At 56.5% G+C, this 20,969-nt stretch carries 21 protein-coding genes; 11 read left to right on the forward strand and 10 right to left on the reverse strand.

The annotated features are described in order from the left end of the window. Nucleotides 1–150: 150 nt before the first annotated feature. From RB602_RS13560 to RB602_RS13575, 4 genes are all read right to left on the reverse strand, one after another. Entirely contained in the window at nucleotides 151–585 is a 435-nt protein-coding gene (locus tag RB602_RS13560; RefSeq protein ID WP_317081241.1) for an ExbD/TolR family protein, read from the reverse strand. Nucleotides 586–657: 72 nt separating this feature from the next. Beyond that, nucleotides 658–1,179 (reverse strand): ExbD/TolR family protein, encoded by a 522-nt coding sequence (locus RB602_RS13565; protein ID WP_317081243.1) that lies wholly within the window; start codon nucleotides 1,177–1,179, stop codon nucleotides 658–660. 110 nt (nucleotides 1,180–1,289) lie between these two features. Next, nucleotides 1,290–2,081 (reverse strand): MotA/TolQ/ExbB proton channel family protein, encoded by a 792-nt coding sequence (locus tag RB602_RS13570; protein WP_317081245.1) that lies wholly within the window; start codon nucleotides 2,079–2,081, stop codon nucleotides 1,290–1,292. A gap of 86 nt (nucleotides 2,082–2,167) precedes the next feature. Next, nucleotides 2,168–2,845 carry an energy transducer TonB gene (locus RB602_RS13575; RefSeq protein WP_317081247.1) on the reverse strand — a complete coding sequence of 226 codons (678 nt, stop codon included), beginning with the start codon at nucleotides 2,843–2,845 and terminating at the stop codon, nucleotides 2,168–2,170. A gap of 399 nt (nucleotides 2,846–3,244) precedes the next feature. On the opposite strand from RB602_RS13575, the gene RB602_RS13580 reads away from it, so the two are divergent. Then, nucleotides 3,245–3,970 carry a hypothetical protein gene (locus tag RB602_RS13580; protein WP_317081249.1) on the forward strand — a complete coding sequence of 242 codons (726 nt, stop codon included), beginning with the start codon at nucleotides 3,245–3,247 and terminating at the stop codon, nucleotides 3,968–3,970. A gap of 14 nt (nucleotides 3,971–3,984) precedes the next feature. Here the strand turns inward: RB602_RS13580 and RB602_RS13585 are convergent, their stop codons facing one another. Continuing rightward, a complete protein-coding gene (locus RB602_RS13585) occupies nucleotides 3,985–4,821 on the reverse strand; it encodes a nucleotidyltransferase family protein (RefSeq protein WP_317081251.1) in 837 nt (278 codons plus the stop codon). A gap of 181 nt (nucleotides 4,822–5,002) precedes the next feature. Between RB602_RS13585 and RB602_RS13590 the strand changes: the two genes are divergently transcribed. From RB602_RS13590 to argE, 6 genes are all read left to right on the forward strand, one after another. Further along, nucleotides 5,003–6,313: a homoserine dehydrogenase gene (locus RB602_RS13590; protein WP_317081253.1), complete on the forward strand. Its 1,311-nt coding sequence runs from the start codon at nucleotides 5,003–5,005 to the stop codon at nucleotides 6,311–6,313. 71 nt (nucleotides 6,314–6,384) lie between these two features. Next, the gene (locus RB602_RS13595) at nucleotides 6,385–7,707 is read left to right on the forward strand and encodes a S41 family peptidase (RefSeq protein WP_317081255.1); all 1,323 of its coding nucleotides are present in this window, start codon (nucleotides 6,385–6,387) and stop codon (nucleotides 7,705–7,707) included. Nucleotides 7,708–7,721: 14 nt separating this feature from the next. Then, on the forward strand, nucleotides 7,722–8,387 hold the full coding sequence (locus RB602_RS13600) for a prolyl hydroxylase family protein (RefSeq protein ID WP_317081256.1): 666 nt from the start codon (nucleotides 7,722–7,724) through the stop codon (nucleotides 8,385–8,387). 159 nt (nucleotides 8,388–8,546) lie between these two features. Next, nucleotides 8,547–10,397, forward strand: coding sequence for a DUF885 domain-containing protein (locus RB602_RS13605; RefSeq protein WP_317081258.1), 1,851 nt, complete (start codon nucleotides 8,547–8,549; stop codon nucleotides 10,395–10,397). 253 nt (nucleotides 10,398–10,650) lie between these two features. Next, nucleotides 10,651–11,796, forward strand: a complete 1,146-nt coding sequence (locus tag RB602_RS13610) for a DUF2891 domain-containing protein (RefSeq protein WP_317081259.1) — start codon at nucleotides 10,651–10,653, stop codon at nucleotides 11,794–11,796. Beyond that, nucleotides 11,793–12,995, forward strand: a complete 1,203-nt coding sequence (argE, locus tag RB602_RS13615) for an acetylornithine deacetylase (RefSeq protein ID WP_317081261.1) — start codon at nucleotides 11,793–11,795, stop codon at nucleotides 12,993–12,995. The genes RB602_RS13610 and argE overlap by 4 nt, the downstream gene beginning before the upstream one ends. Nucleotides 12,996–13,190: 195 nt before the next feature. Here the strand turns inward: argE and RB602_RS13620 are convergent, their stop codons facing one another. The 5 genes from RB602_RS13620 to mnmA form a co-directional block, all read right to left on the reverse strand. After that, entirely contained in the window at nucleotides 13,191–13,835 is a 645-nt protein-coding gene (locus RB602_RS13620) for a hypothetical protein (RefSeq protein ID WP_317081263.1), read from the reverse strand. Nucleotides 13,836–13,968: 133 nt separating this feature from the next. Beyond that, a complete protein-coding gene (locus RB602_RS13625) occupies nucleotides 13,969–14,487 on the reverse strand; it encodes a demethoxyubiquinone hydroxylase family protein (RefSeq protein ID WP_317081264.1) in 519 nt (172 codons plus the stop codon). Nucleotides 14,488–14,490: 3 nt separating this feature from the next. Further along, nucleotides 14,491–14,970, reverse strand: coding sequence for a disulfide bond formation protein B (locus tag RB602_RS13630; RefSeq protein ID WP_317081265.1), 480 nt, complete (start codon nucleotides 14,968–14,970; stop codon nucleotides 14,491–14,493). A 30-nt stretch (nucleotides 14,971–15,000) separates the two neighbouring features. Then, nucleotides 15,001–16,362, reverse strand: coding sequence for a S41 family peptidase (locus RB602_RS13635; protein ID WP_317081267.1), 1,362 nt, complete (start codon nucleotides 16,360–16,362; stop codon nucleotides 15,001–15,003). A gap of 234 nt (nucleotides 16,363–16,596) precedes the next feature. Further along, complete coding sequence (mnmA, locus tag RB602_RS13640) at nucleotides 16,597–17,757, reverse strand: tRNA 2-thiouridine(34) synthase MnmA (RefSeq protein ID WP_406568375.1); 1,161 nt, start codon at nucleotides 17,755–17,757, stop codon at nucleotides 16,597–16,599. A gap of 225 nt (nucleotides 17,758–17,982) precedes the next feature. Between mnmA and RB602_RS13645 the strand changes: the two genes are divergently transcribed. From RB602_RS13645 to RB602_RS13660, 4 genes are all read left to right on the forward strand, one after another. Next, a complete protein-coding gene (locus RB602_RS13645; RefSeq protein ID WP_317081269.1) occupies nucleotides 17,983–18,366 on the forward strand; it encodes a hypothetical protein in 384 nt (127 codons plus the stop codon). Nucleotides 18,367–18,482: 116 nt separating this feature from the next. Then, nucleotides 18,483–18,782 carry a CtrA inhibitor SciP gene (gene sciP, locus RB602_RS13650; protein WP_317084559.1) on the forward strand — a complete coding sequence of 100 codons (300 nt, stop codon included), beginning with the start codon at nucleotides 18,483–18,485 and terminating at the stop codon, nucleotides 18,780–18,782. 328 nt (nucleotides 18,783–19,110) lie between these two features. Continuing rightward, entirely contained in the window at nucleotides 19,111–19,374 is a 264-nt protein-coding gene (locus RB602_RS13655; RefSeq protein ID WP_317081271.1) for a GlsB/YeaQ/YmgE family stress response membrane protein, read from the forward strand. A gap of 358 nt (nucleotides 19,375–19,732) precedes the next feature. Beyond that, nucleotides 19,733–20,968, forward strand: a complete 1,236-nt coding sequence (locus tag RB602_RS13660; RefSeq protein WP_317081272.1) for an efflux RND transporter periplasmic adaptor subunit — start codon at nucleotides 19,733–19,735, stop codon at nucleotides 20,966–20,968. The last annotated feature ends 1 nt before the right edge of the window (nucleotide 20,969 follow it).

The following is a 20,969-nucleotide window of genomic DNA, read 5'->3' on the forward strand; positions in this document are numbered from 1 at the left end:
CACTTCCATGGTCTCAGGTCGCCTGACACTCATTGTAGCGAGCCTATCTTCTCCGCGCCTTCGCGTCTCCGCGTGAAACAAAAAGGGCTGCATCTTGCGATGCAACCCTTTTCCTATTTTCTGAGTTTGATCGATCAGGTCAAACCAGTGTCAGCCCTCGGTAAAGACGCGATATTGCTCATTACCGACGAAACCGAATTTCGTCACTTGGGCGACCTTAATTGACCGCAGTACCTGATTAACCCGCTCATAGCGTGCAACCGCATCAGGCTGGAACTGTAGTTCCGGTTCCACATCCATCGCCATTGACCGCGCCAGCAATTCTTCGACCTGGCTGAGGCTAACTGCCTCGCCATTCCACAACAGGGAATCATCGGGTGAAACAATCAGCTTGTTCCGCACCGGGTCAACCGGAGGGACATTCTGACTGTCGTCCGGTTGTGGCAGGTCCAGCTTCACCGCGTGCATTTGCGGCGGGATGGTAATGATGAACATGATCAGCAACACGAGCATAACGTCGATCAACGGCGTCGTGTTCATATCCATCATTGGACTGCCGTCGTCTTTACCACCACTCATTGCCATAACAGGCTCTCCTTAAACTCTTGTCGCTTCAGCGACGGGCCGAAGACCAAGCTCCGGCACTCACAGGCTTTGTCAGCCTCCGGTATTGGGTTCAGAAATAAAGCCAACCTTCGGGAAGCCCGAAGCCTGCATGATGAAAATCGCGCCACCGATGCAGCGATAAGGCACATCGACGTCCCCACGAATATGCGCCTCGGGCACATCTTCGGGCTCAATATTTTCAATGCCACCACGATCTTCGACGAATTTTTCGATATAATCCGTCGCCCATTCCTGCAATTCGGTCGATGAAACGGGGGTAACATTGCGGTAGACGCGGCACTCGCCACCCTGCGAAGCCCCCTCATAACCGGCATCACCCGGGCTACGACCAGAAGAATCGGTGGACGTTACCGACAACAGAACATTTTCAGCCTTGGTTTCATTAGGCTCATATTCCTGTATCGGCAGTTCGAGGTTCTCAATCGTCTGAATCGCCACCGGGATGGCGATAAGGAAGATAATGAGGAGAACGAGCATAACATCCACAAGTGGTGTGGTGTTAATGTCGGACATCGGCGTTTCCGCGCCGTCGCCTCCCATACTGATTGCCATAACGTAATCCTGTTTCCAGCTTTTGCCTAACGTCATGAAAGATCATGACGGTCAGCTTATGGAATATTGGCTACGGCCCGCATAGTGCGGGCCGTCTCCGATATTGTCAGTTACTTCTTGCCTGCAGGCGTTGTGGTCGCAGCAGGCTTGGCAGCGGCTGGCTTAGCAGCAGGCGCTGGCTTCTTGGCCGCAGCAGGAGCCGCAGTCTCTGGAACAACCTTACCGTCAGAAGCGATATAGGCGAGCAGATCGGTCGAGAATGAGTGCAGGCTCTCCGCGATCCGCTTGTTGCGGCTTTGCAACCAGTTATAGGCAAGCACAGCAGGCACAGCGACGAGCAGACCAAAGGCGGTCATAATCAGCGCCTCACCAACCGGGCCGGCAACGTCACCAATAGCTGCCGATCCCTTGGCACCAATTTTGATCAGTGCGCGGTAAATACCAACAACCGTACCGAACAGACCGATAAACGGAGCCGTAGCACCCACGGTTGCGAGGAACGGCAGTCCGCCGGCCAGCTTGGCATTGATGCTGTCTTCCGAGCGGGTCAGCGAACCGTGCAGCCAATCATGTGCTTCCATAGGATCGGTGAGCTTGGCATGCTCTTCATCAGCCTGAATAGCATCGTCAACGAGCTGCTTATAGGCAGAGTTCTTTTCCAGCTTGGCCGTACCTTCACGAAGTGACTTGGTACGCCAGAACGAACGGTTGGCTTCTTTTCCCTGCTTCATCACCTTGTTCTGCTCGAACAGCTTTACCAGCAGAATATAAAGCGAGAAAAACAGCATAATGGCCAAGATACCAGCGGTAGTCCAAGCAACCGGGCCACCTTCTTCCATCGCCTGCATAAAGCCAAATTCGGTTTTTGGAACTTCAGCAGCTGCCAAAAATTCAATAATCATCGTATCTTCCTCTCAGAAAATTTGCGCCCAACCCACCATCAAGGCCGGGCAAATCAACCATAAACTTCAATGTGTTGCGCCAAGCATCATTGTGGAATCTGCCAACGCACCGCGAACGGATAGGTCCCCGTTATTGGGTTATCCTGCGGGTCCAGTGCAGGGCGGAAGCGAGCACGACGCTTAACATTCTTACATGTCGCCGCATCAAGATCGCTGTGACCACTGGAGCCCGTCACTGCACAATCCGACACGCGACCATTTGCACCCACGGTCAGACGAACGCGCGTTGTTCCCTCACGACCCTCACGCAAAGCCCGTGACGGATAGTCATTGGTATTCGCCCAGCTACCACGATTGTTGCGTGGCTCAGGGTTAGGACGCTTTGACACCGGCGGAGGCGGTGGAGGCGGGGCTGCTGGGCCAGGATCAGGCACAGGCGCGGCCTGCTCCGTCGGCACAAACGAATCAGGAATTTCCTGCTGCGTCTGGATCGGCGGCGGAGGCGCCGGAAGCTGAATTGGCGGCGGAGGCGTCACAATTGGTGGCGGCTCAGCCTGTTTCTCGGGTTCTGGTGGCGGTTCCTCTTCTTCAGGTTCCGGCACTTCTTCTTCAATGTCGATGACTTCGGTCGTATCAAGGATCTTCTTGCCGGTAACGACTTCGAAGCCTTTGATAAGCGCATAGGTTAGCGCGACCATGGTCAAAGCAACGATAATTGCGGAAACAATTCTGTTTCCGGTCATATCCTGATCAACATACGCCATTCAGTAAAGCACTCCCTTTAGCTTAAGCATGTTCGTTTAGAGGGGCGATTTATCACAGCCAAACGCCCTGTTCGGCCATATGCGAACCGTGGTGACAAATATCACTCTACCCCCTGCAATACAGCATCACATACTGACTGTGTTTAACGCCCACCCGCAATATTTTTGTTTTCTTGTTATGCGCATGCTTTAACGACAGTGAGCGAGGCAGGCAATCGCTTTCATAAATTCATATCGGATTAACCCTGTCACAGTCACGTTCTGAACATTACCAAATCCGATTGTGCAGTGCAAAAAGGTTTCGAGCTTATGCGTCCCGGCTTTTTGATTATTCTAGGATTAGCGCTGTTTTTCGTTGCAAATCATGGCGCTGCTCAATCGCCTTCGACATCATCGGGCTTGAGCTATGCCAAGTTGGCGCAACTGAGTGATAATTCTGATATCATCGCGTCAGCGCGTGTAAAACGAGCCATTACATTGCCGCCAGAGCGTGCTCCGAATGTCGCAATCGGCAATGTCCGAATCTATGTAGAAGCCGAAATTCTCGGTTTGATCCGCGGTCAGGGCGGATTGCCCGAATCGATTCGCTATCTGGTGGATATGCCGCTTGATGCTCGTGGCAAAGCGCCAAAGATCAAGAAAAAGTCCTTCTTGTTGTTCGCCCGGCGCGGCGGTTCCCCTGCCGAGCTGCAACTGCTGGGGCCAGATGCACAGCAACCATGGTCACAGACGCTCAATGATCGTGTCCGCGCCATTACACAGCAGTTGCTGGCAGCCGACGCACCACCCGTCATTACCGGGGTAAAAGAGGCCTTTCACGTCCCCGGTAATCTGCAAGGCGAAGGCGAAACCCAGATTTTTCTCAACACCCCCAATGGTGACCCAGTCTCGATCTCGATTCTGCGGCGGCCGCGGCAAACGCCGGTCTGGGCGGTATCGCTAAGCGAGATTGTCGACGCTTCGGCAACGCGGCCCCGACGCGACACGCCTTTATGGTACCGCCTTGCCTGCGGGTTGCCGCGTGAGATCCCCGATGATGTGCTGTTCTCCGCCGACAACCGTGCCAATATGATAGCGCGGGAGGACTATTCGCTGGTGCTGCGCGATTTGGGGCCGTGCGAATAGCGCCCGCGCCAAGCTCAGAGCTTGCGCTTCGCCAGCAACTCCTCGCACACATCATAAGTGCGTTGATTATCGACATCGACGGCATAGGCACCATCATCATAGACATGCGCAGTGATTTTAACGCCGAACCGGCGTGACAGCGTACCCATAATCTGGTCGAGTGACCACCAGCCCAGCTTGAACCGAATCAGATTGAGAATGCCAAAGGCCTGGGCGATCCGGCCACGGGTCTTGATAAACTGCCCACCTTGGCGAAACGCCTCAGCCGCACGCATCGCATGGGCGTTGCCGAGCCAATAGGCATTGCAATTGGCGATAGCGACATCACGAAACTCATAGAACTTCCGTTGCCCTTCGGGATGCGCCGCCAGGATATCCTCACGCCGCGCAACGGCCAGAACCGCCCCGGAACCGGTAGCGATGCCATGATCGTGAATTTCACGCAGCGATTCCGGTGTCGCCAGCACATTATCGCCGGTGGTGATCAGCAGCGGGAAGCGGTTCCCGGATTCGGCCACCGCCGCTTCGACGCTCTCGACAATTCCCGCCTGCGCCTCACATATAGTAAGCCGCCCGGCTTTTTTGAGCGCAACCACGGCGGGAAGGTCGGCAATCACTTCCGGATCATGGATCGAGATGATGATAAGATTGTCCGGCCACGCCTCGCCTGCGGCTTCCAATACCCATTGCAGCAATGGCTTGCCTTGTATGGGCACGCGGCATTTATGGCTGACCCCGGCCTTTTCGGCCAAGGGGTCGAGCTTACCGTCGCGCTTGCCAGCGAGGATAAGTAGGGTTGGACTATTGGCTGCCGCCGCCGCGGCAGATGAAGGGGTTTGGGCTGTCGCCATGATATTTCCTAATGATGTTTCTGCTCCGCTGGCACATCATCGCGCTGCGGGCATGACTATGGTGCGGCATATAGTAAGCAAGGGCCGCAACGTAAACCTTGCCGGGCAACGCGTTTAGCGCTGGCAATTCGCATCGACCAAGTTAGACAGGCCGAATCATATAAAGAAACGGGACAATCACATGGCATCGCGCACTCTCTCTATCGGCATTGTCGGCCTTGGCACGGTCGGCACCGGGGTCATTCGGCTGATCGAGGAAAATGCGATGTTGATTGCCCGCCGTTCGGGCCAGACCATCAGCATCGGCGCGATCACTGCACGTGACCGCAATAAGGATCGCGGCGTTGACTTGAGGGGCTATCGCTGGGTCGATGATATGCTGGAAATGGCTGATGACCCTGAACTCGATATCATTGTCGAGCTGATCGGCGGCAGCGATGGCCCTGCCCTGACTTTGGCCAAGAAGGCGCTGACCAATGGCAAGTCCTTGGTCACGGCCAACAAGGCCATGATCGCGCATCATGGATTAGAACTAGCGGAACTCGCCGAAACCAATGGCGCCGCCCTACATTATGAGGCGGCGGTGGCTGGTGGCATCCCGGCAATTAAAGGCGTGCGCGAGGGCACGGCGGCGAACCGCATCGAACGCATTTACGGTATCTTGAATGGGACCAGTAATTATATCCTCTCGACCATGGAAACCAGTGGCCGCGATTTTGATGATGTCCTCGCCGAAGCACAGGCGCTGGGCTATGCCGAGGCGGATCCCAGCTTTGACATTGATGGTGTTGATGCCGCGCATAAGCTTTCCATTCTCGCCAGCCTGGCCTTTGCCAGCCGTCTCGATTTCGATGCGGTGGCTACTGAAGGCATTCGCGCCATACAGGCGGCCGATATCGCCCAGGCTGATGCGCTGGGCTATCGTATCCGCTTGCTCGGTCTGGCTGAACGCCATGATGGCGATAAGGCAAGCGAGCTGTTCCAACGCGTCCACCCCTATCTGGTGCCCAAAAGCCATCCGCTCGCCAATGTCGATGGCTCAACCAATGCCGTCGTGGCCGAAGGCAATTTCTCCGGGCGGCTATTGTTTCAGGGTGCTGGCGCAGGCGACGGACCAACCGCCTCGGCAGTCGTCGCCGATATTATCGCCATTGCCCGCGGCGAACTGTCGCCCGCCTTTGCCATGCCAGTCAAAGCGCTGGAACCATGCGCCCCGGCAGAGTCCGGCCATCGCATCGGCCGCGCCTATCTGCGCTTTCAGGTTGCAGACAAGCCGGGCGTGCTCGCCGAGATCACCGCGGCCCTGCGTGATGCCGATGTCTCCATCGAAAGCCTGATCCAGAAAGAGCGCAGCCCAAATGATGCAGTGCTGGTCGCAATGGTGACGCATGAATGTGCCGAAAGTCAGGTCAATGCGACACTCGATGCACTGGCCGGTTCGTCAAGCCTTTTGGGCGAGCCCATGGTTATCCATATATTGGGTGATGAATAACAGCAGATGGACCTATCCGCTTCATGATATCGGCAAGAATAGGGTTATCTGATGGATAAACGAGGCTCAAAATGCATGTACTGACTGGTCGCCATATTAATAAAGCTGCAAAAAGCCTTCTATCAATCATAGCGTTAGCATCCCTTCCTCTCCCATTGGCAGCACAGGAAACGCAGCAAGAAAACGAGGCCTCTGAATGTGATGAATGGGCTGCAAGCGACAGTGCCTGGCAAGACATAGAGCAGGCACTACGCGAGAATTATGCCTATCTAGATCGCGTATCGGATCATGATGCTTTGCTCGAGAATACGGGCCGAAACGCAGAGAAAGCGGACAGTCTTGCTGAGCTCTCAATCATAGTAGAAAACCTTGGCTATGCATTTCGCGACAGTCATTTCCATGTGAGTCCCGCACCGCCTGTCGAGCGCGCATGGATACCCACGGGAACTGACCTATGGGCTGCTCGAAATGAACTTGGGAAGTTCATGCTCATTGATGTCAAAGCAGACAGCGATGCTTATGCCAAAGGTCTGCGTCCGGGAATGGAAATTCTGTCGATTGGCGGAGAGCCCACAGCCGATGCCGTCGCGAAATTGCTTGAGCCTGTCACCCAATCGCCTTCAGCCGAGCAGCTGGACTATGCAGTGAACGTACTTCTCTCCGGGTTTACCAACACCGATCGCTCCATAGCTGTCAGGCAACCGGATACGACCGCCCGCTTGGTGACTTTGGCAAAGGGGTTATCCAGCTATAAGCGCCCCAAGGAACCTGTAACCTTCAAAGCCATGGGAGAAACAGCCTATTTCCGTTTCAACAACCAGCTTGGTGAAAACCGCACCATTGCAGCTTTTGATACGCTAATGGGGGAACATGCCGATGCCGCCGCTTTCATTATTGATCTCCGTGATACACCAAGCGGCGGAAATACCACCGTCGCCCGCGCAATAATGGGGCATTTTGTGCAGCAAGAAGCTCCGTATCAGCAGCATATCAATGCTTATGAAAACGACTTTCTCGGCGTCAAGCGGCTGCAGGTAGAATATGTTTTTCCCCGCCAACCCAATCCCTCGGTTCCCGTGGTTGTTCTGGCTGGTCGCTGGACCGGCAGTGTTGGTGAGGCCATTGCGATGGGCATGGATTCTGCCGCAAATGCGTATAGCATTGGCACCGATCTTGGTGATTTGCTGGGGACACTCAACAATCATACACTGCCTAATGGCTGCATGACACTGAACTTTGCCTATGACCGATTGATGCATGCAGATGGCACGAGACGCGAGAACTGGATGCCTGACCAGATACTGACAAGTGGTGAAACTGATGCTGCAGGAAAAGATCCTGCTTTATCTGCGGCATATGAATATCTTGCGTCACGCAATATTCAAACCCGATAAGCATATGCTGTGTCATGACACTGAAATCCAACACCCGCAAACTCGCAAAACTTGGCAAGCAGGTCAGTGATCGGCTGAACCGTAACGCGCGTGTCTATCGTTTTGAGACCAACAAAGCACAGGTTTACAGCATGTGTGGCTTCCTGCCCGCCGATGACTGCCGGATGCTGGTCCGTATGATCGATCAGGATGCTGTGCCTTCAACATTATATGATGCTTCTGAAGACAACGAGTTTCGCACCAGTTCAAGCTGCAACTTCTCAAGACATGACCCGGAAATCCAGCGGATTACCCAACGCATATCCGGGCTTCTCGGTATTGATACTGGCTATGGTGAGACGATTCAGGGGCAGCGTTATCAGGTCGGACAGCAATTCAAGATGCATCACGACTTTTTCCATGAGCGCACCAGCTATTGGGAGAGGGAAATGTCCCGTTCCGGTCAACGCACCTGGACGGCCATGGTCTATCTCAATCAGCCTGAAGGCGGCGGCGAGACCCATTTTCCCCATCTCGGCTTTGGCGTGGTGCCGCAAGCGGGTACATTGCTCGCCTGGAACAATCTCAGCCCGGAAGGCAAGCCCAATGGCTACACCGCCCATATCGGCGCACCGGTGACCGCGGGGACGAAATACATCATCACCAACTGGTTTCGCGAACGCCCTTGGGCAGACGATTAATCGTTGATCATCTCGAACCCCTAACTTGAGAACTTAAAACGATATATCATTACGTATAGTAAACATCGACCAACGGTCCTGATGGTTCGGCTGACGCATTTGCCCGGTCGACCCCGAAGACGTAGAATCGGCGCAAATTTCTACAAAGGGATCAAGATCATGCGCATGACCATGTTGCTCGCCACCTCCACTATTGCTCTAGCGGTATCCGCGCCGGGCAGTGCCTTTGCCAACACTGCGGCGCCCGAGGCCATCGCTGCAGCCGATGCCATGATTGACAGTCATGAAGACCAGACCGAAGGCGAGAAGCTGCGCGCCATTTTTTCTGCCGATGACCAGGCCAATCTGAAGCGCAATCCGCTCTTTGCTCTGTTCCGCGGCGATATGCGTTATGCGGATCAATTTGGCGACTATATTTCTGACGCCTATAATGAAGCCGAGAAGAAAGCCGCCGAAGACAATCTGGCGGCGCTGGCCGCGATCGACACCACGAAACTCAACAGCGTCGATGCGATTGCCTATCAGGTGTTCAAGCGCAATCAGGAATCCTCGCTGAAAGGCTATTCCGACGAGATTTTACCACTCACCATCGTCCGCCCGCTCAACCATTTCTCCGGCTTTCACACCTTCTATCCGACATTCGCCTCAGGCAAGGGAGCCGCGCCGTTCAAGACGGTGACCGATTATGAGAATAATCTGAAACGGCATCGGGGCTTTATCCGCCTGATGGATGCCAGCATCGAGCGCTTCAAACAGGGCGAAGAATCGGGCGTTTTTGAAACCAAGCTGACCATTCGCAATGTTATTGAGCAGCTCGATACCCAGCTTGCGCAGGCGCCGGAGGAAAGCCCCTATTACGGCCCGATAAACAGCTTTCCCGAGGACTTTAGCGAAGCCGATAAGGAGCGCCTGACCGCCGAATATCGCGATATCATCACCAAGGGTATCTATCCGGTCTATACCCGGATGCGCGACTATCTGCGCGATGACTATCTGCCGCAAGCGCGCGATGGCGTTGGCCTCTCTTATATGAAAGGCGGCGACAGGATGTACCAACATCTGCTCGAACAGACGACCACCCTGCCGCTCACCGCCAATGAGATTCACGAGCTTGGCCTCAGCGAAGTCGCACGCATCACCACCGAGATGGAAGCGATCAAGAATGAGGTCGCGTTTGATGGCACGTTGAAAGAGTTTTTCGACTTCATCCGCACCGACCCGCAGTTCAAACCGGAAAGCCGCGAGGCTCTGACTCAGGCCTATTATGATCTTGGCAAAAAGGTCGATGCGGTGATCGAAACCCAGTTCAAGGTGATCCCCAAAACGCCGCTGGAAATCCGCCCTTATGAGCCGTTCCGCGAGAAGTTTCAGGCAGGTGGTTCCTATCAGTCGGGCACGCCTGATGGCTCACGCCCCGGTATCTTCTATTTCAACGCCTATGATCTGCCCAGCCGAACTACGCCGGGCCAGACCACGCTGTATCTGCATGAGGGTGCACCAGGCCACCACTTCCAGATCAGCCTGGCGCAGGAGAATGATGACCTGCCCGCCTTTATGCGCTTTGGCGGCAACACCGCCTATGTTGAAGGCTGGGCGCTTTATTCGGAGAAGCTGGGCTTCCCCATGGGCCTGTTTGACGACCCGTATCAGCGGCTTGGCCATCTCGACGACGAGATGCTGCGCGCGATGCGGCTGGTCGTCGATACCGGGCTGCATTCCAAAGGCTGGACCCGCGAACAGGCGATCCAATATATGCTCGACAATTCCTCCATGGGCGAGACCGACGCCACTGCCGAGGTCGAGCGCTATATCGCCATTCCGTCCCAGGCGGTCGCCTATAAGATCGGCGCGCTGACCATCCAGCGGCTGAAAAAAGAAGCACAGGCCGAACTGGGTGACAGGTTCGATCCACGTGAATTTCACGACCAGATACTCAACACCGGGGCGCTGCCGATGAGTGTGCTGGAAGCGAAGATCAAGGACTGGGTGGAAAGCGTGAAGACGTCCTGAGCATATCCTCCCCTTTAGGGGAGGGGGACCAGCCGGAGCTTTAGCGAAGGCTGGTGGAGGGGCACCCTCGGCATGATCCAAACCCTCTGAAGATGAGAGGCGCTTGGCCTGAGTGATTTGCGACTTTGCCAATGTAGCGGCCTATTGACTATTCTGCCTGTGCCCCTCCACCAGCTTCGCTGGTTCCCCTCCCCGTCCCGGGGAGGATCGGCTAACCCCTTGCGGTAATATGGCGCGCGACTAGAACAGAGCGATGCGCATTTCTGTTCTTCTGGCCGCCACCGCCCTCGCCTCGCTTTCGCTGAACGCCTGCAAGCGGATCGATCTTGAGCAGCAAGAAGCCGAAGCCGGCACCGCCGCCATCCCCGAACCGCGCGCCGATGTCCTCACCGACCGCTTCGCCAGTTTCGCGCTGGCCTGTGTGCATAAGCAATATCCCAACAAGATCAGCCATGTGCTCGACAGCGAAGCCGATGTCGCCGCGCCGCGTGATCTTTACCCCGCCTTTTATGGCTGTTTTGACTGGCACAGCTCGGTGCATGGCCATTGGCTGCTGGTGCGTATCCTTAAAACTGATCCCGATAGCCCCGGCGGCGAGGCGATGCGCGAGGCGATCATCACCGCGCTCGACCGCAGCTTCACCGAGGACAATATCGGAGGCGAACTCGCCTATTATCAAGGTGAAGATCGCGGCAGTTTTGAGCGGCCCTATGGCATTGCCTGGTATCTGCAACTGGTTGCCGAACTGCATGAAAGCGATGAGCCCAAGCTGCGCGAATACCGCCAGACCCTCGCACCGCTGGAGGACGCGATTGTCGCGCAAATCATGCAATGGCTGCCCAAGCTCGCCTATCCGATACGGCTCGGCACCCATAACCAAACCGCCTTCGCCTTTGGCCTGATGCTCGACTATGCCCGCACCGTCGAGAACAGCGCGCTGGAAAAGGCGCTGACCGACAAGGCGCTGGAATTCCATAAAGACGATGTGAACTGCCCGCTTGCCTATGAGCCATCGGGTGAGGACTTCCTCTCGCCCTGTCTGATGGAGGCAGACCTTATGCGGCGGGTGATGCCGCAAGCCGAATACAGTGCATGGCTCAGCCGCTTCCTGCCCACCATCCCCACCGATGGTTCCGCCAATTGGCTAGAACCCGGCGTGGTGCGCGATGCCAGCGATGGCAAGCTGGTGCACCTTGATGGCGTCAACCTGTCGCGCGCCTGGGCATTGGAGGGCATTGCCTCCGCCCTGCCCGACAATGACCCGCGCGCCGCCGCGCTCACCGCAGCCGCCAAACTGCACAAGGAAACCGGCATCGCCGCGGTCAGCGATGAGCATTATTCGGGCAGCCACTGGCTCGCCAGCTTTGCCACTTATCTTGAAACAAGGCGCGGCCTATGACCTCCTCTCCCCTGCTCACCTCGGCGCTGGAAATCCTTGAAAAGCTGATCAGCTTTGACACCACCTCGCGCGGCTCCAATCTTGAGCTGATCGCCTGGGTCGAGGACTATCTGGCGCAACATGGCGTCAGCGCCAGCCGCGTCGCCAATACGCCCGGCGAAGATGGCGTTAAAAAAGCCAATCTCTTCGCCACTATCGGCCCCGAAGTTCCCGGCGGTGTGATCCTCTCAGGCCATAGCGATGTCGTGCCGGTCGATGGCCAGCCCTGGACCAGCGACCCATGGACGATGACGCCGCGCGAAGTGGAAGGCGAAGACCGGCTCTATGGCCGCGGCACCGCCGATATGAAAGGCTTTCTCGCGCTGGCGCTCGCCACCGTGCCGCTGTTCGTCAAGGGGAGCAAACCCGTCCATCTCGCGATCAGCTATGATGAGGAAGTTGGCTGTCAAGGCGCCCCGGCGATGATCGCGCGGCTGGCCGAGACCATCGCGCCGCCGCTCTGCGCGATTATCGGCGAGCCGAGCCTGATGCAGCCGATCAGCGGGCATAAGGGCATCAATGTCTATGAGGTGCATGTCACCGGCAAGGAGGCGCATAGCAGCCTGCCGCATCTCGGCGTCTCGGCGACCATGGTGGCGGTCGATCTGATGGCCGAACTGCGCGAACTGGCGCTGGCGCTGGAGGGCAATCCGCCTGCGGGCTCCGGCTTTGTCCCGCCGCATGCAACGCTGACCATCGGCACGATCCAGGGCGGCACCGCGGCCAATATCTTGGCGCGCGAATGCCGCTTTACCTTTGATCTGCGCTGCCCGCCCGGCATCACCGCCGAGGAAGTGCTGGTCCCCTTCCGCGCCGACATAGCCCGCGCCGACGCCGCGATAGGCGCGCAATGTTCAGAGGGCGGCGTGACCCTCACCCAAATCGCCAACGCCCCGCCGCTGGCACCGACAGAACACAACCCCGCCGAAACCCTGGCCCGCAGCCTCAGCCCCGCGGTAAAACCCGGCGATAACAGCCCCGCCGGCCAAGTCTCCTACGCCGCCGAGGCCGGCCAGTTCCAGCAAGCCGGCTTCCCCACCATCATCTGCGGCCCCGGCTCCATAGAACAAGCGCACCAGCCGGACGAATGGATCGCAGTCGAGCAAATGGCGCAGGGGGTTATGTTTATGGAGCGATTGGCGGCGGAGTTGGGAAAATAGCCTGCGACCGCAACTCGCCATTACAAATAGTGCCTAGCTGCACGCCATGCTTTGCGGTTTAGAGACCGTCAGGCTCTCACACAATCCTCGGTAAGCTACAAATGGCTGAATATCAAATTTGTTCCAACGTGCAAAACTGATCGGAGCATCCGTTCTACAGCGAAGGGCTAACGGTCCCATTTCACCGGAAAAATCTCAGCTAGGCGGCGCGTCTTCTGCTGTGGGTGGCACCGTAAGGCTGTCATCTGATCCGGGATTATCTGGCGTCAATTGCACATCGCTGCCCGCCGCCTGTGCAGCCGCGGCTTCTTCCGCTTCGCGCTGTTTGCGATAGGCCTCCAGCTCGGACTGGCGCTCCAGCTCGGCAGCTTCGACCAGCGCGGCTTCTTCATCAATACGCGACAAGCGTTCCTGGCGCGCTTGCTCGATTAGACGGCCTGCCTGGACATCGGCATTGTTACGCTGTGCCGAATAATAATTGTTGATCAACTGGGTGGTACAGCCGGTGAACCCGCCAACACCAACAGGGGAACAACTGTTCGTTCCCGTTGCGCCAACGGTTTCAAGCGATTGCACCCGCAACGCCCAAGCCTGGTTTTTCGGGTCATTCGGGTCACCGCGCAGATTGGGTGGAATGCGATAACGCTCTGACTCATCAAAGCGGACGCAAACCACAATCTCGTCCGCATCAACCGAAGGCTCACACTCATCATCGCCATAAACGGGCTTTTGTACGATCCGTTCGGCGACATCGGCGGGAACCTCGGACTGCGCCCATGCCGGAATTGGCGCGGCAATCAGGCCGAATGTGGCTGCAACAATAAGTGGACCCTTGGGCATATCAATCTCCGTCACGCGGCCTGCAAGGCCGGACCGGGAATGGTCCCGGCATGTTCCTTATGGCGATTAGGCGAATGTGGCTGAATGATTGGTGAAAGCCCCCGCCTCTCGCTTAAAAGGCATTTGGCGCAATTCAGACGCGCTTGGCAAGGGCAATCGCGGCACGACATCCAAGACGGATCATTCCGGTCATCAGCGGATAAGCAGGTGCCTGCTCAGCGCCCTGCTCCAGCGCCTCATGCTTGTGCTCCAGCTCTTCCTCGCGGAATTTGGCTATGGCTTCGGACAATTCCGGGTCTGCGTCGCCCAGTTCATCAAGCTGATCCTGATAATGTTTGTCGATCTCGGTCTCGACCGCGACGGTGCAGGCCATAGCGGCTTCCGGGCCAATCAGCGCGGTTGCGGCACCTAAACCGAAACCCGCTACATCCCAGAAGGGCTGTAAAGCCGTTGGGCGCACGCCGCGCTCGACAATCAGCTTGTCAAAAAATTCGCGATGCACCTTTTCCTGCTCTGCCATACCAGCGATAGCGCGCGCCGAAGGGTGGCGATTGCCCATGACCGCGAGCTGCCCCTCATAAATCCGGGTCGCGCCAAATTCTCCCGCCTGATCGACACGGATCATCGAGTCTATTTCCGCCTTATCCGCCATATATCATGCACCCTTGCTGCTGCGCGCCATCATGAAGATGATAATAGCGCCAAAGACCGAGAAGAGGAAGTTAAAGCCCGCCAGGGAGATACCGAACACGCTCCACGGTGCAGTGTCACAACGCACTATCGGCGCATCCATGATCGCATCGAGTGTCTGCGCCGCGTCCAACCCCTGCTCAAAGCCGGATGCGCAAGAGGTGATCCCTTCCCACCAGCCATATTCCACCCCGGCGTGGAAACCACCAATGGTACCTGAAATCAGGATAGCGAGAGCAGCGAGCAATGTCAGCGGTCGAGCCATCACCGAGCGGTTCAGCACCAGCGCCAATCCGCCCAACACAATGGCGGCATAGTGCGGCCAGCGTTGCCACATGCACATTTCACACGGGAAAAGACCAAAGCCATATTCGCTGATCAGCGCACCCGCAATAAGTCCCAATGGCAGCACAAATGCCAGCAGGCTCGCCCATTTATTGCTCATGGGTATCCTTCAATTCGCGCAGTAATACGGTCAGTTCTTGCGCGTGTTACCACCGGTGCGCGCAGCCAGACGCGCGCTGGCCTCTGTGGTGCGGCCAATGGTTTCCAGCGCATAATGCAGTTGAAAGTCCTCTACGCCCTTCTCTTCCAGCTCTTCAGCGCTGGTCGAGAAACGCGGATCTTCAACGGTATCATCTTCAAGCACATCATCATCAATATCGACTTCATTGATCAGATGACCACGCAGATCGGATTCGCGGAAACGGATACGCGTCTTGTAATCCGGGTCGGACAATTGCGGCACAACAATATCGGGGCGAATACCGCCCTCCTGCACCGATTTGCCATTGGGCGTGAAGTAACGCGCCGTAGTGAGTTTCAGCGCAGTGGTGCGCGACAGAGGCTGCAGCGTCTGCACCGAGCCTTTACCAAAGGTCTGGTTACCCATGATCAGCGCGCGATTATGATCCTTCAGCGCACCGGCCACGATTTCCGAAGCCGAGGCAGAACCAGCATCGACCAGTACAATCACCGGCAAATTGCGGGCATAGTCGCCGGGCCGCGCAAAGAAGCGCTCAATATCGCCCTTGCGCCGACCGCGTTGGGAAACAATTTCGCCTTTGTCCAGGAAGACGTCACTCACCGCCACAGCCTCATCAAGCAGGCCGCCCGGATTGGAGCGCAGATCAAGCACGATACCATCAGGCTTGCCACCCAGCTTTTCTTCAATATCGCTGATCGCATTGCGCACATCCGCACCAACATCGGCGGTAAAGCTGGAAATGCTGATGACGCCAATATTGTCTTCAATCTCCCAGGTCACCGGGGTGAGTTCAATAATCGCACGGGTGATATCGACATCAAAAGGCTTGTCACGACCGGGGCGGACAATGGTGAGGTTGATCGTTGTGCCCGCCTCGCCGCGCATCTGATCAACCGCCTCGTCCAGCGTGCCGCCAAAGATCAGCTTGCCATCGAGATGGGTGATAAAGTCGCCAGCCTTGATACCGGCCTTGAACGCCGGGGTGTCCTTGGTCGGCGCGATGACCTTTACCGCACCATCCTGCATCGTCACCGAGAGGCCAAGGCCGCCATAGGACCCTTCGGTCTGGGTGCGTAGATTCTCAAAATCATGCGCATCGAGAAAGGAACTGTGCGGATCAAGGCTGGAGAGCATACCATCAATCGCGCCGCGCATCAGGTCTTCTTCGGTCACCTCATCGACATAGTCCATGCGAACACGTTGCAGCACGGTGAGAAACTCTTCCATCCCGTCATAGGATTTCGCATCCACTGCGGAAATAGCCGCTGTAGTCGCTGGAATGGTCGCCAAGGCGGTGACCAGCAGCGAAGCGCCAATAAGATTGGATGAGAAAAGACGAGAGGCAGCCATCAAACAAGTCCTTTGCGATTCATTATGCCGTGCGCATGGTTACAATATCGCATATTCCGCGCCCAAACGCATGACCATCATGCGCTAAAGTTGCGAAATTGCCAAATCCGTTAACCGCAATTATCATTGCGCATGTGTCAACAGGTCTGACAGCAATATAATAACCTACAGGATATGGTATCCCGCATATGAACCTGCAATGAGCAAAATTGTATCAAATCCGCTCAAGGAGCGTCAGGCAACATGGGTCTGGTCGTTCTGCCAAGGCTCGGTAGAGACAATCCAACCGCCGCCGAGGACGCGATCACCAGCATAGACCACCGCCGCCTGACCTGGTGCCACACCATATTCCGGCTTAAGGAAGCGGATGACATTGCCATCCATGCGCCCAGGAACCGGTCTGGAAAGCGAACGCACTTTGACGGTCAGCTCTTCATGCGCGTCCTCATCAGGCGCTCCGCCAATCCAGTTCACATCGCGGATTGCAGCAGCCTGCACAGCCAACGCGATTTTCGGGCCGACAATCACCTGCTGCTTGGCCGCATCAAGACGGATGACATAAAGCGGCTCAGGCTGGCCGCCAATCTCCAGACCTCTACGCTGGCCCACGGTATAGTGGATCAGCCCCTTATGCTGGCCCATAACCCGGCCATCAATATGAACGATATCGCCGACAGTCTCGGCTTCGGGCCGCACCTTGCGAACAATGCGCGCATAATCGCCATCGGGGACGAAGCAGATATCCTGACTATCGGGCTTCAGCGCCACGACAAGTCCCATTTCTTTAGCAATCTCGCGCACCACCGGCTTGGGCATATCGCCCAGCGGGAAGCGCAGATAGTCAATCTGTTCATCGGTGGTGGCAAACAGGAAATAGCTCTGGTCGCGCGCCGGATCAAAGGCGCGATGCAGTTGCGCCCGGCCATCTTCGCCGACAACACGGCGGACATAATGACCGGTGGCCAGACAATCGGCACCCAGATCACGCGCCATCTTGAGCAGGTCAGTGAACTTCACCCCCATATTGCACTGGATACACGGGATCGGCGTCCGCCCGGCGAGATATTCATCGGCAAAATTGTCGATCACAGAATCGCGAAAGCGGCTTTCGTGATCAAAGACATAATGCGCAATGCCCAGTCGCTCGGCGACAGCCCGCGCATCCCGGATATCCTGCCCGGCACAGCAGGAGCCGGTGCGATTCACCGCCTCGCCATGATCATAGAGCTGCAAGGTAATGCCAATCGTCTCTGCGCCACTGGCCGCAGCCAAAGCGGCGACCACGGACGAATCCACCCCACCCGACATCGCAACCACGATGCGCTTGCCGGACAGGTCTTCGCCCAGCTGGAAATCAGCCTGCTGCCTTATCATTGGTGAGAGAGTGTCAACCATGCGCGCCACATAGGGTGATTCTGCCAGATTTGCCAGTATTTGCGTGAATCGCGGTCGCCAGATGCCGGTTGGAGCCATTAAATCAGCTTTTCACAGGCTCGGCGCGCAAAGAGACTGCGCCATTCTGATGGGGTCGGCAAGACAAAATTAACCAAGACTAATCAGCCGTCAATGCCGCTTTTACCGGACTTTAGAGAGTGCCGATATATAGGCTGATACATGGATATGAACTTCCCCCATAAGCGGCCAGCGCATTGGCCGCATGATCCGGCGCTTGCCGAGACACGGCGAGAATTGCGTCCGGTGACCTATGCCGAGCTGATTGCGCTGTCACATTCCGCCATATCCGTGGCAGGTCAGTCCAATTTGGGCGTATCCGCTATTGGCCAAAGCGCCGCAAAGTCGCATCATTCATCAGATATTGAGGCAAAAGCATCGGAAACCGATGATTGGCAATGGCCCCGAAGGATCGAAATGCTGGGCAAAGGCAATGTATCCATTGCGGCCCGGCCTGATCAGGGAATGGGCAGTTTCGCCGATGCTGTTCAACCTTTGCCTCCGGGGGATGACATAGAGCAGAGTGATGCAGCGAGAGGGCAAAGCAACTGACGTAAAGGGTTACCATCCTGTTTACCTTGCGCATTTAGCATCTGGCAAAGGCTGGAACGTATAGAATGGCGGACAAGAAAACGGGGCATGATGATGAGAATGAGATTGAGGACCGCATGATTGAGAATCAGAAAATAAAGCCGGACCGGGTCATCGGGCCTTTGGGCGAACCGCTGACGCTGGACACGCTTCCCCCGCGCGATACCCGTCGCTGGGTGGTTCGGCGCAAGGCTGAGGTGGTCGCTGCGGTCAATGGTGGACTGCTTACCATTGATGAAGTGTGCGAGCGCTATGATCTCACTCTGGAAGAATTTGCCTCATGGCAGCGCGCGGTTGACCGTTCGGGAATGCCGGGCCTGCGCGTCACCCGCATTCAGCATTATCGCGACCTCTACGAACGGCAGCAGAAATACTGAAGAATAACTAGGGTCAGGATGCATGACTTGGATCTCAAGCTCCAACTCCCTCCAATAGCTTAGAAGCAATGCGCATATGCGCGTCCTATAATCAGGTTTTACATGCCAACCTGATCCTGCACCTCTTTCCCAGAACCATCTGAAAAATATATGGCTTTTCGCGACTCAGTGGCTGAATGGCTGGTGCAACGCTATAATGGTGCCACTGGCTTGGGCGTTGTCCATTGCCTGAAACCAGCCATTCTGGCAAAGGCGCGACGTCTTTGGCCTGTCATCATAGATCGCTATGATGTTTTCAGGCTCTTCAGATAAGCAGAGGGACACAAAAATGGGTTGGATTGTTGCAATTATCGTAGGCGGTATCTCAGGCTGGTTGGCCAGCATGGTGATGAACCGCGATGCCAGTATGGGCATTTTCTGGAACGTCGTGGTCGGCATTATTGGCTCGAGCATCGGCAATTGGGTCGGCGGCTTTTTCGGTTTCGGTGGCACGATTCAGCAGTTCTCCCTAAGTGGCCTGTTCACCTCCTTTGTCGGCGCCGTCATTCTGCTGGGTGTGCTGAACCTGATCCAGCGCGGCAAGGTTCGCTAAAACGCGACCACCGGCGAATCTCGCCAGGGAAACACAAGCCTAAAACGCCTGGGCCGGATATGCCGCGCCCGGGCGCTTTTGCGTGTCACATCGGTGAAAATGCAGAAAATTGTCGTTCCGCAAGACAAACAAGGCGATCTCTTCGACAAGTGGCATGGGGCGGAATTGCATCGCCAGTGCTCGCGGCATATTACGAACCTAGGATGAACAGCAATCTTGCACACGGTGCATTATTGAGATAATACACTATAGGAAATGCGAAGATAGCTGTCCGGTTCATCAGGGAGTTATGAACCGGCAAGCCCAACCCCTAATCACCGGGTGAGGGCTGCATAGATGCAATTGAGAGAAGTGCTGAATGAAACACGAGACCAAGATTAGCGGCGAGCGTATTGAAACGCCGGTCGAGTCACCGCTTCACGATGTGGAACAGGACGAGTTGAAGGGCTCTAGCGGTCGTCGCAATCTAATCATTGCGGCTATTGTTGCCGCGGCTGTGATCATCGGCGGCATCGTGTATTTTTCAGGCACCGGCGCGGGAGAGACGAGTGTCGCCGCGGGTGCGGATGAGGGCAGCAGCCAGGCTGTGACGGTTGTCGTTCCGGGCAGCAGCACGGTGGAGCGGGTTATCAACGCCACTGGCACTTTTGCCGCGCGCCGCGAAATGCCGATTGGCGTCGCCGGGGAAGGCGGCCAGGTGATCCGCGTTCTGGTTGAACCTGGCACATGGGTCAAACAGGGCCAGGCGCTGGCGATTATCGACAAAGCCGTCCAGAATCAGCAGTCGCGCGCGCTTGCCGCAGAGATCGGCGTCGCCGAAGCTGATCTTCAACTGGCGCAAAACCAGCTTGAACGCGCCAAGCAGCTTGTCGGACGTGGTTTTATCTCGCAGGCGGATGTTGACCAGCGCACCGCAACCCGCGATCAGGCTATTGCACGGCTGGAAGTCGCCAAGGCGCGGTTGCGCGAACGGCAAGCCGCCAATGCCCGTTTGAACATCGTCGCGCCTGCCAGCGGACTGGTGCTGGAACGTAATGTCGAGCCGGGTCAGGTTGTCGGCGCAGGATCGGGCGTCTTGTTCCGTATGGCTGCAGGCGGCGAGATGGAATTGCGGGCCCAGCTAAGTGAGAGCGATCTTGCCGGGCTGTCCAACGGTGTCACAGCCAAGGTTACCCCGACCGGTACGAGTAAGAGCTTTGAAGGTCAGGTCTGGCAGGTTGCACCGATTATCTCTGAACAATCGCGTCAGGGTATCGCCCGGATTGCCTTGCCTTATGATCCGGCGATACGACCGGGCGGTTTTGGCAGCGTGGCGATTGTTAGCGGCGCGACGGATTCTCCGGTGCTGCCGGAATCGGCGATCCAGAGCGATGCCAAAGGCGCCTATGTCTATATCGTCAGCAAGGATAACAAGGTTGAACGCCGCGATATTGAAACCGGTGGCGTGAATGCCAGCGGTATCACCGTCACCTCGGGCTTGGCCGGCAATGAGAAGGTCGTGCTCTATGCCGCCGGTTTCCTTAACCCTGGTGAGACCGTCAATCCGCAAGTGCGCGGAAACGAGCAGGTCGCCTCGGCAGGCAATGGTGGGTAAA

The sequence above is a fragment of the Parasphingorhabdus sp. SCSIO 66989 genome (genome assembly GCF_032852305.1).
GTDB lineage: Bacteria > Pseudomonadota > Alphaproteobacteria > Sphingomonadales > Sphingomonadaceae > Alterisphingorhabdus > Alterisphingorhabdus coralli.

What these genes read in the sequence shown, in the direction of transcription:
- RB602_RS13655 (WP_317081271.1), top strand. Translation starts at nt 19,111, where the DNA reads ATGGGTTGGATTGTTGCAATTATCGTAGGCGGTATCTCAGGCTGGTTG.
- RB602_RS13575 (WP_317081247.1), bottom strand. Translation starts at nt 2,845, where the DNA reads ATGGCGTATGTTGATCAGGATATGACCGGAAACAGAATTGTTTCCGCA.
- RB602_RS13565 (WP_317081243.1), bottom strand. Translation starts at nt 1,179, where the DNA reads ATGGCAATCAGTATGGGAGGCGACGGCGCGGAAACGCCGATGTCCGAC.
- RB602_RS13625 (WP_317081264.1), bottom strand. Translation starts at nt 14,487, where the DNA reads ATGGCGGATAAGGCGGAAATAGACTCGATGATCCGTGTCGATCAGGCG.
- sciP (WP_317084559.1), top strand. Translation starts at nt 18,483, where the DNA reads ATGATTGAGAATCAGAAAATAAAGCCGGACCGGGTCATCGGGCCTTTG.
- RB602_RS13630 (WP_317081265.1), bottom strand. Translation starts at nt 14,970, where the DNA reads ATGAGCAATAAATGGGCGAGCCTGCTGGCATTTGTGCTGCCATTGGGA.
- RB602_RS13595 (WP_317081255.1), top strand. Translation starts at nt 6,385, where the DNA reads ATGCATGTACTGACTGGTCGCCATATTAATAAAGCTGCAAAAAGCCTT.
- RB602_RS13600 (WP_317081256.1), top strand. Translation starts at nt 7,722, where the DNA reads ATGACACTGAAATCCAACACCCGCAAACTCGCAAAACTTGGCAAGCAG.
- mnmA (WP_406568375.1), bottom strand. Translation starts at nt 17,757, where the DNA reads ATGGTTGACACTCTCTCACCAATGATAAGGCAGCAGGCTGATTTCCAG.
- RB602_RS13605 (WP_317081258.1), top strand. Translation starts at nt 8,547, where the DNA reads ATGCGCATGACCATGTTGCTCGCCACCTCCACTATTGCTCTAGCGGTA.
- RB602_RS13585 (WP_317081251.1), bottom strand. Translation starts at nt 4,821, where the DNA reads ATGGCGACAGCCCAAACCCCTTCATCTGCCGCGGCGGCGGCAGCCAAT.
- RB602_RS13590 (WP_317081253.1), top strand. Translation starts at nt 5,003, where the DNA reads ATGGCATCGCGCACTCTCTCTATCGGCATTGTCGGCCTTGGCACGGTC.
- argE (WP_317081261.1), top strand. Translation starts at nt 11,793, where the DNA reads ATGACCTCCTCTCCCCTGCTCACCTCGGCGCTGGAAATCCTTGAAAAG.
- RB602_RS13645 (WP_317081269.1), top strand. Translation starts at nt 17,983, where the DNA reads ATGAACTTCCCCCATAAGCGGCCAGCGCATTGGCCGCATGATCCGGCG.
- RB602_RS13620 (WP_317081263.1), bottom strand. Translation starts at nt 13,835, where the DNA reads ATGCCCAAGGGTCCACTTATTGTTGCAGCCACATTCGGCCTGATTGCC.
- RB602_RS13635 (WP_317081267.1), bottom strand. Translation starts at nt 16,362, where the DNA reads ATGGCTGCCTCTCGTCTTTTCTCATCCAATCTTATTGGCGCTTCGCTG.
- RB602_RS13560 (WP_317081241.1), bottom strand. Translation starts at nt 585, where the DNA reads ATGGCAATGAGTGGTGGTAAAGACGACGGCAGTCCAATGATGGATATG.
- RB602_RS13570 (WP_317081245.1), bottom strand. Translation starts at nt 2,081, where the DNA reads ATGATTATTGAATTTTTGGCAGCTGCTGAAGTTCCAAAAACCGAATTT.
- RB602_RS13660 (WP_317081272.1), top strand. Translation starts at nt 19,733, where the DNA reads ATGAAACACGAGACCAAGATTAGCGGCGAGCGTATTGAAACGCCGGTC.
- RB602_RS13610 (WP_317081259.1), top strand. Translation starts at nt 10,651, where the DNA reads ATGCGCATTTCTGTTCTTCTGGCCGCCACCGCCCTCGCCTCGCTTTCG.